The organism is Streptomyces sp. BL1 (assembly GCF_057628045.1).
The window spans coordinates 3,135,918-3,150,718 of sequence record NZ_JBXYWZ010000002.1 but is presented as its reverse complement, the minus strand read 5'-3'; the positions used below and the strand labels follow the sequence as shown (position 1 = coordinate 3,150,718).

At 70.7% G+C, this 14,801-nt stretch carries 11 protein-coding genes; 9 read left to right on the top strand and 2 right to left on the bottom strand.

What is annotated here, in order from left to right:
- The first annotated feature begins 12 nt into the window (after window positions 1–12).
- Window positions 13–738, top strand: a complete 726-nt coding sequence (locus AC3AGO_RS13800; protein WP_487824652.1) for a prepilin peptidase — start codon at window positions 13–15, stop codon at window positions 736–738.
- Between the two features lie 333 nt (window positions 739–1,071).
- On the opposite strand, the gene mgrA is transcribed toward AC3AGO_RS13800, so the two are convergent.
- Complete coding sequence (mgrA, locus tag AC3AGO_RS13795; RefSeq protein ID WP_487820480.1) at window positions 1,072–2,154, bottom strand: L-glyceraldehyde 3-phosphate reductase; 1,083 nt, start codon at window positions 2,152–2,154, stop codon at window positions 1,072–1,074.
- 147 nt (window positions 2,155–2,301) lie between these two features.
- On the opposite strand from mgrA, the gene AC3AGO_RS13790 reads away from it, so the two are divergent.
- From AC3AGO_RS13790 to AC3AGO_RS13775, 4 genes are all read left to right on the top strand, one after another.
- A complete protein-coding gene (locus AC3AGO_RS13790) occupies window positions 2,302–3,063 on the top strand; it encodes an isoprenyl transferase (protein WP_487820479.1) in 762 nt (253 codons plus the stop codon).
- A gap of 311 nt (window positions 3,064–3,374) precedes the next feature.
- Entirely contained in the window at window positions 3,375–4,697 is a 1,323-nt protein-coding gene (phoH2, locus tag AC3AGO_RS13785; RefSeq protein ID WP_487820478.1) for an RNA 5'-3' helicase PhoH2, read from the top strand.
- A gap of 554 nt (window positions 4,698–5,251) precedes the next feature.
- On the top strand, window positions 5,252–5,971 hold the full coding sequence (locus tag AC3AGO_RS13780) for an aggregation-promoting factor C-terminal-like domain-containing protein (protein ID WP_487820477.1): 720 nt from the start codon (window positions 5,252–5,254) through the stop codon (window positions 5,969–5,971).
- A gap of 218 nt (window positions 5,972–6,189) precedes the next feature.
- Window positions 6,190–7,656, top strand: a complete 1,467-nt coding sequence (locus tag AC3AGO_RS13775) for an AI-2E family transporter (protein WP_487820476.1) — start codon at window positions 6,190–6,192, stop codon at window positions 7,654–7,656.
- Between the two features lie 25 nt (window positions 7,657–7,681).
- Here AC3AGO_RS13775 and AC3AGO_RS13770 read toward each other — a convergent pair whose 3' ends face one another.
- Window positions 7,682–9,361 carry an alpha/beta hydrolase gene (locus tag AC3AGO_RS13770; protein WP_487820475.1) on the bottom strand — a complete coding sequence of 560 codons (1,680 nt, stop codon included), beginning with the start codon at window positions 9,359–9,361 and terminating at the stop codon, window positions 7,682–7,684.
- A 221-nt stretch (window positions 9,362–9,582) separates the two neighbouring features.
- Here AC3AGO_RS13770 and AC3AGO_RS13765 point away from each other — a divergent pair, with 221 nt between their 5' ends.
- The 4 genes from AC3AGO_RS13765 (at window position 9,583) to AC3AGO_RS13750 (ending at window position 14,727) form a co-directional block, all read left to right on the top strand.
- Complete coding sequence (locus tag AC3AGO_RS13765) at window positions 9,583–11,028, top strand: catalase (RefSeq protein ID WP_487820474.1); 1,446 nt, start codon at window positions 9,583–9,585, stop codon at window positions 11,026–11,028.
- Between the two features lie 158 nt (window positions 11,029–11,186).
- Window positions 11,187–11,714 (top strand): PadR family transcriptional regulator, encoded by a 528-nt coding sequence (locus AC3AGO_RS13760; protein WP_487820473.1) that lies wholly within the window; start codon window positions 11,187–11,189, stop codon window positions 11,712–11,714.
- Complete coding sequence (locus tag AC3AGO_RS13755; RefSeq protein WP_487820472.1) at window positions 11,711–12,421, top strand: ABC transporter ATP-binding protein; 711 nt, start codon at window positions 11,711–11,713, stop codon at window positions 12,419–12,421. The genes AC3AGO_RS13760 and AC3AGO_RS13755 overlap by 4 nt, the downstream gene beginning before the upstream one ends.
- Window positions 12,418–14,727, top strand: a complete 2,310-nt coding sequence (locus AC3AGO_RS13750; protein ID WP_487820471.1) for an FtsX-like permease family protein — start codon at window positions 12,418–12,420, stop codon at window positions 14,725–14,727. Before AC3AGO_RS13755 ends, AC3AGO_RS13750 begins: the two co-directional genes overlap by 4 nt.
- Window positions 14,728–14,801: the final 74 nt, after the last annotated feature.

Here is a 14,801-nt window from a genome sequence, read left to right as displayed (position 1 = left end):
GTTGTGCTGGTCATGGGGGCCGCGGTGTACGGGGCCTGCGCCGGGATGCTGGTGCCGAGAGCGGCGTACCGGCTGGGGGTCGAGCCGGAGGAGGAGTGGCGCCGCGAGTGCCCCGAGGGCCATCCGCTGCGGGGCCCGGTGTACGGATGGCTGGGCCGCGCCCGGTGCGGGGGCTGTGTGCCGGGCACGCCGTCGTACGGGCCGGGGGCCCTCCGCTACGCCTGCGTCACCGCCGCGGCGTGCGCCCTGCTCGCCGCGGTCTGCGGCTGGCGGCCCGAACTGGCGGTCTGGCTGCTGTCCGTGCCGTTCGCCGTACTGCTCGCCGCGGTCGACTGGCGGGTGCAGCGGCTGCCGGACGTACTGACCCTGCCGCTCGCCGCCGGCGTGACCGTTCTGCTCGGCGTCGCCGCGCTGCTGCCCGGCGCCGGGGGCGGCTGGGCGCGTGCCCTGGTCGGTGGCGCGGTGCTCGGCGGCGCGTACTTCGTACTGTTCCTCATCAACCCGCGCGGTCTGGGCTTCGGGGACGTCAAGCTCGCGGTGGCTCTGGGGGTCGCTCTTGGGTGGTACGGCTGGCAGGTGCTCTTCGTCGCAGCGTTCCTGGGCTTCCTGCTGGCCGCGGGGTATGGCGTTGCACTGATGCTCGCCGGGCGGGCCGGGCGCGGTACGGCCATTCCGCTCGGCCCGTTCATGGTGCTCGGAGGGCTGGGCGGGGTGCTGCTGGGCGGTCTCACGGTGTGAGGCCGAAGGGCGGATCCGGCGCCCGGCGGCGCACAGGTTCTGCACGACCGGGGGGACAGAGTAGATGAATCTTTGATTAATTCGGACGGCGGAATGGGGCCCGCCGTTTAGTTGAGGGACGAAGCACCCCCGGACAGGGGCTAGGGTGGAAACCCCCCCTCGGGCCGGTCCGTATCCCCCCACGGACCGGCCCGCTTTTTTATGCCCCGCCCCCGCCCCCAGACAGGGGCGCGGGGAACTGCGCGAGATCAGGGGCGCGGGGAACTGCGCGAACAAGGGGCGCGGGGAACTGCGCATCTTTGCCCGTCAGGGTGCCCCGCGCGCCCCGCGCGCCTAGCTCTCGCTGCTGCGGGCCCAGATGTTCGTGCCGGGCTCCGACACCGCGTACTCGTCGATCTCCCGCAGCTCCTCCCCGCTCAGCGCGGGAGCGCTCAACGCGGCCACGTTCGACTCCAGCTGCCGCACGCTGCTCGCACCGATCAGCGCGGACGTCATCCGCGCGTCCCGCAGCACCCAGCTGAGCGCCAGCTGCGCGAGGGACTGCCCGCGCCGCTCCGCGACCGCGTTCAGTCCGCGCAGCCGCCGCACCACCTCGTCGGTCAGCAGCCCCGGGTTCAGGGACTTGCCCAGCGAGGCGCGCGAGCCGTCCGGCACCGAGCCGCCGAGGTACTTGTCCGTCAGCAGGCCCTGCGCCAGCGGCGCGAAGGAGATGCAGCCCATGCCCTCGCTCTCCAGCGTGTCGAGCAGACCGTCCTCCTCCGTCCACCGGTTGAGCATCGAGTACGAGGGCTGGTGGATGACCGCGGGCACGCCCATCTCCCGCAGCAGCGCCGCCGCTTCACGCGTGCGGCGCGCGTTGTAGGAGGAGACGCCGGCGTACAGCGCCTTGCCCTGCCGCACCGCCGAGGCGAGCGCGCCCATCGTCTCTTCCAGCGGAGTGTCCGGGTCGAAGCGGTGCGAGTAGAAGATGTCGACGTGGTCGAGGCCCATCCGGCGCAGCGAGTTGTCCAGCGAGGACAGCACGTACTTGCGCGAACCCCACTCGCCGTACGGGCCGGCCTGCATGCGGTAGCCCGCCTTGGTCGAGATGACCAGTTCGTCCCGGTACGTCCGGAAGTCCTGCGCGAAGAGCTTGCCGAAGTTGAGCTCCGCCGAACCGGGCGGCGGGCCGTAGTTGTTCGCCAGGTCGAAGTGTGTGATGCCGAGGTCGAACGCGCGGCGCAGGATGGCGCGCTGCGTGGTGAGCGGACGGTCGTCGCCGAAGTTGTGCCACAGACCGAGGGAGATGGCCGGCAGCTGGAGACCGGAGCGGCCTGTGCGCCGGTATGTCATGGATTCGTAACGGTCGTTCGCCGCCTGGTACGGGAACGGGATGTCCTCGGTGGAGGCGGGGAGGGGAGCGTCGTGCGTCGTCATGGGCCTGTCCTATCAAGACGGCGGCCGCGAGCCGTTCATGGCCCGGCCACAGCGCGGCCACAGCCTGCCGCCCGAGTTCGTCCGAGCGGGTGACTGGCGCTAGGGTTCTGGGATTCCGGACTCGGCATGGAGGGACTGGCAGATCCCATGAAGCTTCGCGACCTGGTGTACAAGCTCTATGCGCGCCGGGTGGAGGACCGTCTCGACTTCGACCGTGCGCCCAAGCACATCGGCGTGATCCTGGACGGGAACCGCCGCTGGGCGAAAGCATCGGGCGGTACGACGGAGCAGGGGCACAAGGCGGGCGCCACCAAGATCCAGGAGATGCTGGGCTGGTGCACCGAGACGGATGTCGAGGTCGTCACACTCTGGCTGCTCTCGACGGACAATCTGAACCGCTCCGAGGACGAGCTGCTGCCGCTGCTCGGCATCATCGAGGACACCGTGCGCGACCTCGCGGCCGACGGCCGCTGGCGGGTGCACCACGTCGGCCAGCTCGATCTGCTGCCCGCCCGCACCCAGCGGGTGCTGAAGGAGGCCGAGCAACAGGCGGGCGACGTCGACGGGATACTGGTGAACGTCGCCGTCGGCTACGGCGGCCGCCAGGAGATCACCGACGCGGTCCGCTCGCTGATGTCCGACCGCGCCTCGGACGGCGTCACCCTGGACGAGCTCGCCGAGAAGCTCACGGTCGAGGACATCTCCGAGCACCTGTACACGCGCGGCCAGCCCGATCCGGACCTCGTCATCCGTACGAGCGGTGAACAGCGTCTGTCGGGTTTCATGCTCTGGCAGAGCGCCCACTCCGAGTACTACTTCTGCGAAGTCTTCTGGCCCGCCTTCCGCAAGGTCGACTTCCTGCGTGCGCTGCGGAACTACGGCGAGCGGCACCGGAGATACGGCAACTGAGGGACCCTTCTGCCATCCCCCGTACGCATGCGCCCGGTTGACGCATGCGACGGGGGTTGCGTCATTGCATGGCTGGCCGCTGACGGGGAATATCCCTTCCGAGGCCGGGCCCGATCCATGGGTTCCGGCGCCGGGAGGCCCGATTTGCAGACCACGGACGACCGCGCCAGGCGCGCGGACGACGGGGAGGGCCGGTCCCCGGCCCGCACTGCGCGGGCACGGACCGGTCACTTCCACAGCGGCGGCGTCGCCGGCCCTGCCGGTGCCGTCGCCGTCGCTCCCCGACCTCTTCCGAGGGGGTTCGTCCACCCGTGGTGACCAGCAACAAGCGCAATGAGTCCGGCAGGCGCACCTATGTCATCGACACCAGTGTGCTGCTCGCCGACCCCACCGCCATGGACCGGTTCGACGAGCACGAGGTCGTGCTTCCGGTCGTCGTCGTCACCGAGTTGGAGGCCAAACGGCATCACCCAGAGCTGGGCTACTTCGCGCGCCAGGCGCTGCGCAGGCTGGACGAATACCGCGTCCGGTACGGCAGGCTGGATGCCCCCATCCCCATCGGCGAGTTGGGCGGCACCCTCCGGGTCGAGCTGAACCACTCGGACACGACGGTGCTGCCCGCCGGTTTCCGGCTGGGGGACAACGACTCGCGGATCCTCGCCGTGGCCCGCAATCTGCAGGCCGAGGGGCAGGACGTCACGGTCGTCTCCAAGGATCTGCCGATGCGCATCAAGGCCTCCTCGGTCGGACTGCTCGCCGAGGAGTACCGGGCCGAGCTGGCCATCACCGAGTCCGGCTGGACCGGGATGTCCGAACTCACCCTGCCGGGCCAGGACATCGACGAGCTCTTCGCGGCCGGCAGCGCCTACGTGCCGGAGGCGGCCGAACTGCCGGTGCACACCGGCCTGGTGCTCCAGTCGGAGAAGGGCAAGGCGCTCGGCAGGGTCACCCCCGACGGGCGGGTCAAGCTCGTCCGGGGCGACCGCGAGGCGTTCGGCATCAAGGGCCGCAGCGCCGAACAGCGCATCGCGCTCGACATGCTGCTCGATCCGGAGATCGGCATCATCTCGATGGGCGGCCGGGCCGGTACGGGCAAGAGCGCCCTCGCCCTGTGCGCGGGCCTGGAGTCGGTGCTGGAGAGGCGGCAGCACGAACGGGTCATGGTGTTCCGCCCGTTGTACGCGGTGGGCGGCCAGGACCTCGGCTATCTGCCGGGCACCGAGGCGGAGAAGATGAACCCGTGGGGGCAGGCGGTGTTCGACACCCTGTCGTCCGTCACCTCGCGCGAGGTCATCGAGGAGATCGTGCAGCGCAACATGCTGGAGGTGCTGCCCCTCACGCACATCCGCGGCCGGTCCCTGCACGACGCGTTCGTCATCGTCGACGAGGCCCAGTCGCTGGAGCGGAACGTCCTGCTGACCGTGCTCTCCCGGGTCGGCGCCAACTCCCGTGTGGTGCTCACGCATGACGTGGCACAACGGGACAATCTGCGCGTCGGCCGGTACGACGGAGTCGTCGCGGTGGTGGAGAAGCTGAAGGGGCATCCGCTCTTCTCACACATCACCCTGAACCGCTCGGAGCGTTCGCCGATCGCCGCGCTGGTGACCGAAATGCTGGAGGAGGGCCGCGTGTGAGGCAGTTGACCGGTTTTCCGGTGAGCTGACGGAACGTACGGAATGCCGGGTGCCACGCACATGTGGCGCCCGGCGTTCTCATGTGTGGTGGGTGTGTGGGGGAGTGTCCCGTACGTACCGGTTGACCTGCGGCGATGCCGACACGTCTGAACAGGCGTCAAAAATGGTGCACACGGCAGGAATCGAGGCAGGCAACCTACTCCCTTCACACCAGTCGCGCCCGCGTTTCCGGCCCCTCTGACCCCCAAACCCCCTGTGAGCTTTCCCACTCGGCATGGAATTGATTCGCCCCATCCGCTTCCGGCAGTGTGTGGGCTCGTCAGGCCCCGCATACGGCACATCGGTACCTCCAGGGGTGCCGGGACACAGAGCAGTACAGAACTGAACAGCAGTCACGTCGTATGCCGCCCGAAGCACCACGCGGGCTCCCCCGGGAAGTTGGGGGGATCCCACCGGGCCAGCGCCTCCGGTGACCGATCACCACGGGAGGCCAGTGCCAGGGGCACGAATGCGCCCGCGCGGTCACCCATGCGGGCACGTTGGAAGGAAACCGTGTGACTCGGATCTCGGTCCGGGGATTCGCCGTGGCGTCAGCCACCGCGGTCACCACCGTCGGCGCTGTCGTCGGTGTGGCCTCGGGAGCCCAGCAGGGCCAGCAGACGTCCAACGACGTCGAGGCGACTGCCGCCGACTCCACGCTCCTCGCGGACATACCGGCGGGTCAGCAGACCCAGACGCAGACAGCCTCCCTGTCGCAGCAGGCGGACACCGCGTCCTCCGTTGCCGAAGCCGAAGCCAAGAAGGCAGCGGAAGAGGCCGCCCGCAAGCAGGCGGCAGAGGACGCAGCAGCCAAGAGGGAGGCCGCCAAGAAGGCGGCCGCCGAGAAGGCGGAGAAGGAGCGTCAGGAAAAGCTCGCGGCGAGCCGTTCCGATGACCGCGGTGCCCTCGGGGACCTCGGCGATCTCGGCACGAAGGGCTCGTACTCGACAGCTGAGGTCAAGCAGATGGCCCAGCAGATCGTGGGCGGGGGCGACTTCCAGTGCTTCTCCAGCATCGTGGAGGACGAGTCCGGCTGGGACTACCAGGCGCAGAACCCGACCAGCGATGCCTACGGGCTCATGCAGGCACTGCCCGGCTCCAAGATGTCCTCGGCGGGCGCGGACTGGAAGACCAATCCGGCCACCCAGATCAAGTGGGGCCTGAACTACATGGACGAGCGGTACGGAAGTCCCTGCGAGGCTCTGGAATTCCGGCAGGCCAACGGCTGGTACTGAGGTACTGAGGTACCGGGCCACACACCTTCATAAGCAGTAACGCGGCGCAGCCGCACACGATGTCCCCGGACCGGGCTCCATTCGGTCCGGGGACATCGCGCGTCCGCCGGGTACGCAACCTTCCCCGCCGGTAACGTCGTCTCCCGGCGAGCAGGCCGCACGAATGGCGCAGACTGTACGCACGCGCGGTGACTCCAGGAGAGGGGCGAGGACGTCGGATGGCGAGCAGGTTCGACAAGATGCGGTCCGGCGTTCACAAGTGGGCCTCCACCATTGCCGAACGGCGCGCTGAGGACGCCGTCGGCGACGACGTGCCCCCCGGTACCGCCACCCAGGACCACCCGCGTCCCCCGCAGGGCCCGCCGCCCGAACCGCAGCGGGTGCCCGCGCCCCCGACGTACGCCCCCGAGATCAGTGCGGCCCGGCCGGAGCCGGCGGCCGTCGTGCCCTGGGGGATGCGCGTCGCCGCCGAGGCGGGCTGGCGGCTGCTGGTGCTGGCCGGCGTCGTCTGGGTGCTGATCCAGATCATCAGCTCCATCAGCCTGTTGGTGCTGGCGTTCTCCGCGGGCCTGCTCATCACCGCGCTGCTGCAGCCGACCGTCGCGCGGCTCAAGCGGCTCGGTCTCGGTCGCGGCATGGCGACGGCCATCACGTTCATCACCGGATTCGTGGTGATGGGTCTGATCGGCTGGTTCGTGGCCTGGCAGATCACCGAGAATCTGCCCACCCTCACCGACCGGGTGCAGGACGGCATCAAGGAGCTGAAGAGCTGGGCGGCCAACGGGCCGTTCCATGTCTCCGAGAGCCAGATCAACAACATCGCGACCAATGTCAGTGACTGGGTCGGGGACAACAGCAAGGAGGTCACCTCCGCCGGAATCGAGGGCGTGACGGTCCTCTTCGAGTTCCTGTCCGGCATGGTGCTGGCGATGTTCGTGACGCTGTTCCTGCTCTACGATGGCCGGCGCATCTGGAACTGGACGCTGCACTTCGTGCCCGGCGCGGCCCGCGAGGGCGTCGCCGGCGCGGGACCGCGGGCCTGGATCACGCTCACCGGCTATGTGCGCGGCACGGTGATAGTGGCCCTGATCGACGCGATCTTCATCGGCATCGGGATCTACTTCCTCGATGTGCCGATGGCGGTGCCGCTGGCCGTCTTCATCTTCGTGTTCGCCTTCATCCCGATCGTCGGTGCCGTGCTCTCCGGTGCGCTCGCGGTGGTGGTCGCGCTCGTCACCAACGGCATCTTCACCGCGCTGATGGTGGTGGTCGTGGTCCTCGCGGTGCAGCAGATCGAGAGCCATGTCCTGCAGCCGTTCATCCTCGGCCGGCTGGTGCGCGTCCATCCGCTCGCCGTGGTCCTCGCCGTCACGGGCGGCAGCCTCATCGCCGGCATTCCCGGCGCCGTGGTGTCGGTCCCGCTGGTCGCCGTCGTCAACACACTGGTCAGCTATCTCCGCGCGTACGCACACGAACAAGCCCTCAAACGCGTCCCGGCGAGGGCGGGCGCCGAAGCCGGCACGGGAGCGAGTCCCGGCGCCGGTGCGGCCACGGCGACGGACGCGGGACCGCCCGAGCGGTCCGCGGACCGTACGGAACAGCCGGCGGGTACGGAGCGGCCGGAGGGCGGCGCCGAAGGCGACGGGGACGAGGGCCCGGAACCGCGCATCTACGACGGAGAGTGACGGCCCGCCCGTCCAACAGGGCTTGTCAGTAGGGTGCTTCGCGCCGGTCCATGAAGTGCTGAAGCCGCTCGGTGTCCTTGTCCGTCCAGCCGCGGGGCGGTGCGACCGAGGCCCACGCCCGCACGGAGCCGGTCCCGTACCGGTGGCCGTGCGGCGCGTCCACGCTGTACGACACGGCCATGTCCACGGTCGTCTGCCAGAAGGTGACCAGCGGGAACCAGTCGACCTCCGTCGTCACGTCGGGGCCCAGCGGTTCGCGCGTCCACTCGGGGCGGGACAGCGCCAGGTCCCAGGTCCACCACGCGACCGCGTCCGAGGCGTTCTGCAGATACACCACGCGCGGGCGGCCCCATGTCCCGGCGGGCCGCCGCAGGTCCTTCTCCGGGAACTGCGCGAAGCGGATGTTCTGTCCGTACTCGAACTCCGGCCGCCAGACGGGGCTTCCCTCGTCCCGGTTCGCCGTGAGTTCACTGCGGATCGGTGAGAACTCCGGCGATCCCGCCAGCACGGCGCCGTCCACCGACGCCAGCATGTCGTCCACCCCGTCGAACGCGGCCTCGATGCCGTACGCGCCGAGGCTCTCCCCGAACACCACCAGCTTCGGGCGCTCTCCCGCCGGTTCCCGCAGCAGACGCTCGCGGACGGCGCCCACCAGCGCCCGGTTCGCGCGCCCCGCCTGTTCCTTGTCGACGAGGAACGACGCCCAACTGGGCAGGTACGAATACTGGGTGGCGACGATCGCGGTGTCCCCGCCGTACATGTACTCCAGCGGTTCCGCGTCCGTGGAGTTGACCCAGCCCATTCCGGTCGTGCCCGCGACGGCGAGCACTTCCCGGTCGAAGGCGCCGGTGCGCTCCAGTTCGCGTACGGCCAGCCGGGCGCGGGCCCGGAAGCCGTCCGCGCTGCGCCGGCCGACGTACACCCGCACCGGATCGCGCGCGGCGCTGCCCGTCACGGCGCGGATCTGCCGCGCGGGCAGCGCCGAACCGGTGAAGTTGCGGCCCTCGTAGCCCAGGTCGTCCCAGTCCAGCAGCGATCCCGGGCCGCCGGCGACGGAGCCGGACACGGGCTGCCGGATGCCCTCCTTGGTGTCCACGTCGGTGCGCTCGGCGACGCGCGAGACCACGTCGATGATGCCGCGCTCGAAGACCACGTCCCGGGTGCCGACGACGACAACGGCCGCGGTGAGCGCGACGCCGAGGGCGACGGCGACCGGGCCCGGCACGATCCGGCACAGCCCGCGCACCAGCGTGCGCGTGAACAGCCGCACCGAACGGGCGAGCGCCAGCAGAGCCGCGAAGAGCACCGCCGCGATCACCGCGATCATCAGGGAGTGCCAGGTGAGGGTCGGCGGCATGTTCTGCAGGGCCCGCAACTCCCGCTGCATGCGGGCGCTCTCCGCCAGCGCGTACGCCGTCACCGCGACCGCCGCCACGGCGCAGAGCAGCCAGGCGCGCCGCCGCCACCGCGCTCCCGGCCGCCACTGCGTCAGCCGCCGGGCCGCGGGCCGCAGCCCCCACAGCAGCAGGGCCCCGACGCCGTAGCCGATCGCGGCGGTGATGCCGCCGATCACGCCCTGGAGCAGCCAGGGGCGGGGCACCAGGGACGGCGTGAGGGAGAGCCAGAGGAAGACGGCCGCCACGCAGAGGGCGAGCAGATCCGGCCGCCGGCGCACCAGCCGTGAGGGGTCACGCCGATCCGGCACCGTCCGCCCGCCCTTCCTCTCAACCGCCATATTTCAGGCAGTACCAGCTGCCGGTAGAGCTGACGCGCCGGCGGTCCGGGAGGTTGCCCGGACGGCCCCCGGCGTCGACGCAGTTCAGTAGTGGACTTTGTCCACCCGGTTGCCGACAGACTGTCGGAGCGTTTTCCTGGGGAAGGCGATCGCGGATCCCGCTTCCACCCCCGTATCGGGAGGACGCAGTAATGACCGACTACACCACCAACAACGCCGGTATTCCGGTCGAGAGCGACGAGCATTCGCTCACGGTCGGTGCCGACGGACCGATCCTGCTCCAGGACCACTACGCCATCGAGAAGATGGCGCAGTTCAACCGGGAACGGGTCCCGGAGCGGGTCGTGCACGCCAAAGGGTCCGGCGCGTACGGCGTGTTCGAGGTAACCAACGACGTCAGCCAGTACACGAAGGCGGATCTCTTCCAGCCGGGGAAGCGGACGGAGATGCTGGCCCGGTTCTCCACCGTCGCGGGGGAGCAGGGCAGTCCGGACACCTGGCGGGACCCGCGGGGCTTCGCGCTGAAGTTCTATACCGAGCAGGGCAATTACGACCTGGTCGGCAACAACACCCCGGTGTTCTTCGTGCGGGACACCATCAAGTTCCAGGACTTCATCCGCAGCCAGAAGCGGCAGATCGGCAGCGGGCTGCGGGACAACGACATGCAGTGGGACTTCTGGACGCTCTCGCCGGAGTCCGCGCACCAGGTGACCTGGCTGATGGGGGACCGCGGCATCCCGAAGTCGTACCGGCACATGAACGGGTACGGCTCGCACACGTACATGTGGGTCAACGCCAACGGCGAGAAGTTCTGGGTCAAGTACCACTTCAAGACCGACCAGGGCATCGACTTCCTGACCCAGGACGACGCCGACCGGCTCGCCGGGGAGGACGCGGACTTCCACCGCCGCGACCTGTACGAGTCGATCAAGAAGGGCGAGCACCCGTCCTGGACGCTGAAGGTCCAGGTCATGCCGTTCGACGACGCTCCGGACTACCGCTTCAACCCCTTCGACCTCACCAAGGTGTGGCCGCACAGCGACTACCCGGAGATCGAGGTCGGGCGGATGACGCTCAACCGGAACCCCGAGGACTTCTTCATCCACATCGAGCAGGCCGCCTTCGAGCCCTCGAACCTGGTGCCGGGCATCGCCCCGTCGCCGGACAAGATGCTGCTCGGCCGGCTCTTCTCGTACCCGGACACCCACCGCTACCGGATCGGCCCCAACTACGCGCAGCTGCCGCCCAACCGGCCGCACGCGCCGGTGCACTCGTACGCGAAGGACGGCCCGATGCGGTACGTGACGCCGGACGTGTCGCGCCCGTACGCGCCCAACTCGTACGGCGGGCCCGCGGCGGACGCGGACCGGTTCCCGCCGGCGGGCTGGACCGTCGAGGAGGGCGAGATGGTGCGGCACGCGTACACGCTGCGCCGCGACGACGACGACTTCGGACAGCCGGGCACGATGGTCCGCCAGGTCCTGGACGACGCGGCCCGTGAGCGGCTGGTGAACAACATCTCCGGTCATCTGCTGGGCGGCGTCAGCAAGCCGGTGCTGGAGCGCGCGGTGCAGTACTGGCGGAACGTCGACAAGGCGCTCGGCGACCGCGTCGCCGCCAAGGTGAACGGCGGCTGACCTGCCCCAACCGCTGTGCCGGGAACGGCAGTCGACGGTGCCCCGGAGGTACGCCTCCGGGGCACCGTCGTGTGCGGGGCCGGGGGCTGTACGGGTCCGGCGGTCAGTCTCCGACTGGCTATACACGCGGTGTATACGCCTGATGTATAGTCCTCGGCATGTCCATCAGCCACACACTGCTCGGGCTCCTCGAAGAGGCCGGGCCCCGCCACGGGTACGACCTGAAGCGGGCCTTCGACGAACGCTTCGGACACGACCGCCCGCTGCACTACGGGCAGGTGTACTCGACCATGTCCCGGCTGCTGAAGAACGGCCTCGTGGAGGTCGACGGCATCGAGGCCGGCGGCGGGCCCGAGCGGAAGCGGTACGCCATCACCGACGCCGGGATCACCGACGTACGGGAGTGGCTCGCGCGGCCCGAGAAGCCCGAGCCGTATCTGCAGTCCACGCTCTACACGAAGGTCGTGCTCGCCCTGCTCACCGGCCGGGACGCGGACGAACTGCTCGACGTCCAGCGGGCCGAGCACCTGCGGCTCATGCGCGAACTGACCCGGCGCAAGAGCGAGGGCGACCTCGCCGACCAACTCATCTGCGACCACGCGCTGTTCCACCTGGAAGCCGATCTGCGCTGGCTGGAACTCACCTCCGCACGGCTCGGCAGGCTCGCGTCGGAGGTGCGCGGATGAGCCCGGCGACGGACGCGGAACCGCTGCTGACGGCCGGCGGGCTGCGCAAGGACTACGGGAGCACGCCCGCGCTAGACGGAGCGGACTTCTCCGTACACGCCGGGGAGGTCGTGGCCGTCATGGGCCCGTCCGGGTCCGGCAAGTCGACACTGCTGCACTGCCTCGCCGGCATCGTGCCGCCCGACACCGGCTCCGTCGTCTACCGGGGCGAGGACCTCACCACGCTGTCGGACGCCCGGCGCAGCGCGCTGCGCCGCACCGACTTCGGGTTCGTCTTCCAGTTCGGCCAGTTGGTGCCCGAGCTCAGCTGCCTGGAGAACGCGGCACTGCCGCTGCGGCTCACCGGAGTGCGCCGCAAGGAGGCGGAGCGGCGCGCCGCCGAGTGGCTGGACCGGCTGGAGGTGGCCGACGTGCGCAGGAAGCGGCCCGGCGAGGTGTCCGGCGGACAGAGCCAACGGGTCGCCGTGGCACGCGCGTTGGTGGGCGAGCCGCGTGTGGTGTTCGCGGACGAGCCGACCGGCGCGCTCGACTCGCTCAACGGGGAGCAGGTCATGGAGCTGCTGACCGGAACCGCGCGGAAGAGCGGGGCCGCGGTCGTGCTGGTCACCCACGAGACGCGGGTGGCCGCCTACTCCGACCGCGAGGTGGTGGTGCGGGACGGCCGCACGCGGGACATCGCCGGCGCGGGTCTGGCGGGTGCGGCATGACGGACGCGCGGACCTGGGCACGCGACCTGGGCATGGGGATGCGGTTCGCCGTGACGGGCGGACGGCGGAACGTGATCCGTACGGTGCTGACCGCGCTCGGCGTCGGGATCGGTGTGGCGGTGCTGCTGCTCGCCGCCTCGGTGCCGAACATGGCGGAGGGCCGTCAGTCACGTACCGAAGTGCTGCTCGGCGCCGAGCACGGAAAGGGCGGCCCCGCCCTGCTGTTGGGCAACGGCGGCACCGAGTTCCGCGAGCAGGAGATCAGCGGGTCGGTGATGCGGCCCGAGGGGAAGGGCGCGCCCGTCCCGCCCGGCGCGGACAAGGTGCCGGGCTCCGGCGAGATGCTGGTCTCGCCCGCGTTGAAGGAGCTGCTGGACTCCGAGCAGGGCAAGCAGCTGGCGGACCGCCTCGACGCGCGCGTCGTCGGCACCGTCGGACAGGACGGGCTGGAAGGCCCGGCGGAACTCGCCTACTACAAGGGCGACGCGCACCTGGACGCCGCCCGTGACGACGTCGAGCGCGTGACCGCGTTCAAGGCCCCCGCCGGTTCGGGCGGCGTCACGTTCGGCACCGGGTCCGAGAACGGCATGCTGACGCTGCTGACCGTACTGGGCTGCGTGGTGCTGGTGCTGCCGGTCGGCGTGTTCATCGGCGCCGCAGCGCGGTTCGGCGGCGAGGCACGGGACGCGCGGCTGGCCGCGCTCCGGCTGGTCGGCGCCGACGTGGCGACGGTACGGCGGGTGGCGGCCGGTGAGGCGCTGGCCGGTTCGCTGTGCGGACTGGCCGTCGGTGGCGCCCTGTTCACGCTGGTACGGGCGCTGGGGGAACGCGTCCGGGTCGGCGGGCTGAGCTGGTTCACCTCCGACATCACGCCCGTGCCGTGGCTGGCGGCGCTGATCGTCCTGGCCGTGCCGGTGACGGCGGTCGCCGCGACGCTCGTCGCGATGCGCGCTGTCACGGTCAACCCGTCCGGCGTGGTGCGGGAGACGGGACAGCCCCGGCGGCGTCTGTGGTGGCGGCTGCTGTTCCCGGCGCTGGGCGCGGTGGCGCTCGTCCTCCAGGGGGTGATGAACGGCGGGATGAGCACGCAGGTCGACATGCTGCCGGTCGTCGTCGGGATCGTCCTGGTGCTCATCGGCGTCGTGCTGCTGCTGCCCTGGGTGGTGGAGCTGGTGCTCGGACGGCTGCGGGGCGGCGGACCACTGTCCTGGCAACTGGCCGTACGGCGGCTCCAGTTGAGCAGCGGCACCGCGAGCCGCGCGGTCGCCGGCATCGCGGTCGCGGTGGCCGGGGCCGTCGCGCTCCAGATGTTCTTCGCCGGGACGAGCGCCCGCGAGGACGCGCAGGCCCAGGCGCGGGACCGTACCGTCCTCAGCGTCTTCGACATGAGCGGCAGGGCCACGGCGGAACAGACCGGCACCCTCCAGAAGCAGCTCCGCGGCATGGACGGCGTGCAGGACGCGGCCGTGTACCGGCACGTGGCAGCGCCGATCGGCAAGGGAGGCGAGAGCGCCGACGACGTGGCGATGCTCAACGTCGCCGACTGCCCGACGCTGCGGAAGCTCGCCCGGATCGACGACTGCCGCGACGGACAGACCTTCCGCGTCGGCAACTCCGACGTCGGGGCCGAGCCCCCGGGCACGCGCCTCGGCCTGGGCGGCGGCGCACACTGGACCGTGCCCGAGTCCGCCCGTACGGTCGACGCCCGCCCGGGCCCCTCGCACGACAAGGTGTCCGGAGTGCTGGCGACGCCGGGCGCGCTCGACGGTACGAAGGTGCGGAACGCGGACATGGCGGCCTGGATCCGCATGCCGGTGGACGACCCGGAGACGGTGGAACAGGTGCGCAGCGCCTTCTTCCAGGCCGACCCCGCGTACGACGTGACCCAGCAGCGGGCCTCGGTCGTCTCCCGGGAGTACCAGTCCATCCACTCGGCGCTGTTCGCCGGCGCGTGCGTGCTGCTGCTCCTCCTCGGGGCGAGCCTCGCCCTCAGTACGGTGGACCAACTCCGCGAGCGGAAGCGGCAGTTGGCTGTCGTCTCGGCGTGCGGTGCGAGCAGGGCGACGCTGGGGCTCTCGCTGCTGTGGCAGGCGGTCGTGCCGATGGCCCTCGGGCTCGCGCTGGCGTCGGCCTTCGGCGTCGGGCTCGGCTGGACCCTGCTGTGGGGGCTGGGCGCCCGCGTCGTGAACTGGCTGTCCTTCGCGCCGGTGGTCGTGGCGGGAGGGGGAGTGGCCCTGCTGGTCGCGCTGGTGACACTGCCCGCGCTGTGGCGCGCGACCCGGCCGGACGGTCTGCGCGCCGAATGACCCGGGCGTCCGCCCGGTGAGCGGCCCCGGCCACCGCAGGGGGGTGGCCGGGGCCGCTTCGTACCGTTAAACTG

Coding starts and splice junctions, on each gene's coding strand:
- AC3AGO_RS13800 (WP_487824652.1), top strand. CDS start 13: ATGGGGGCCGCGGTGTACGGGGCCTGCGCCGGGATGCTGGTGCCGAGA.
- mgrA (WP_487820480.1), bottom strand. CDS start 2,154: ATGACGACGCACGACGCTCCCCTCCCCGCCTCCACCGAGGACATCCCG.
- AC3AGO_RS13790 (WP_487820479.1), top strand. CDS start 2,302: ATGAAGCTTCGCGACCTGGTGTACAAGCTCTATGCGCGCCGGGTGGAG.
- AC3AGO_RS13775 (WP_487820476.1), top strand. CDS start 6,190: ATGGCGAGCAGGTTCGACAAGATGCGGTCCGGCGTTCACAAGTGGGCC.
- AC3AGO_RS13765 (WP_487820474.1), top strand. CDS start 9,583: ATGACCGACTACACCACCAACAACGCCGGTATTCCGGTCGAGAGCGAC.
- AC3AGO_RS13760 (WP_487820473.1), top strand. CDS start 11,187: ATGTCCATCAGCCACACACTGCTCGGGCTCCTCGAAGAGGCCGGGCCC.
- AC3AGO_RS13755 (WP_487820472.1), top strand. CDS start 11,711: ATGAGCCCGGCGACGGACGCGGAACCGCTGCTGACGGCCGGCGGGCTG.
- AC3AGO_RS13750 (WP_487820471.1), top strand. CDS start 12,418: ATGACGGACGCGCGGACCTGGGCACGCGACCTGGGCATGGGGATGCGG.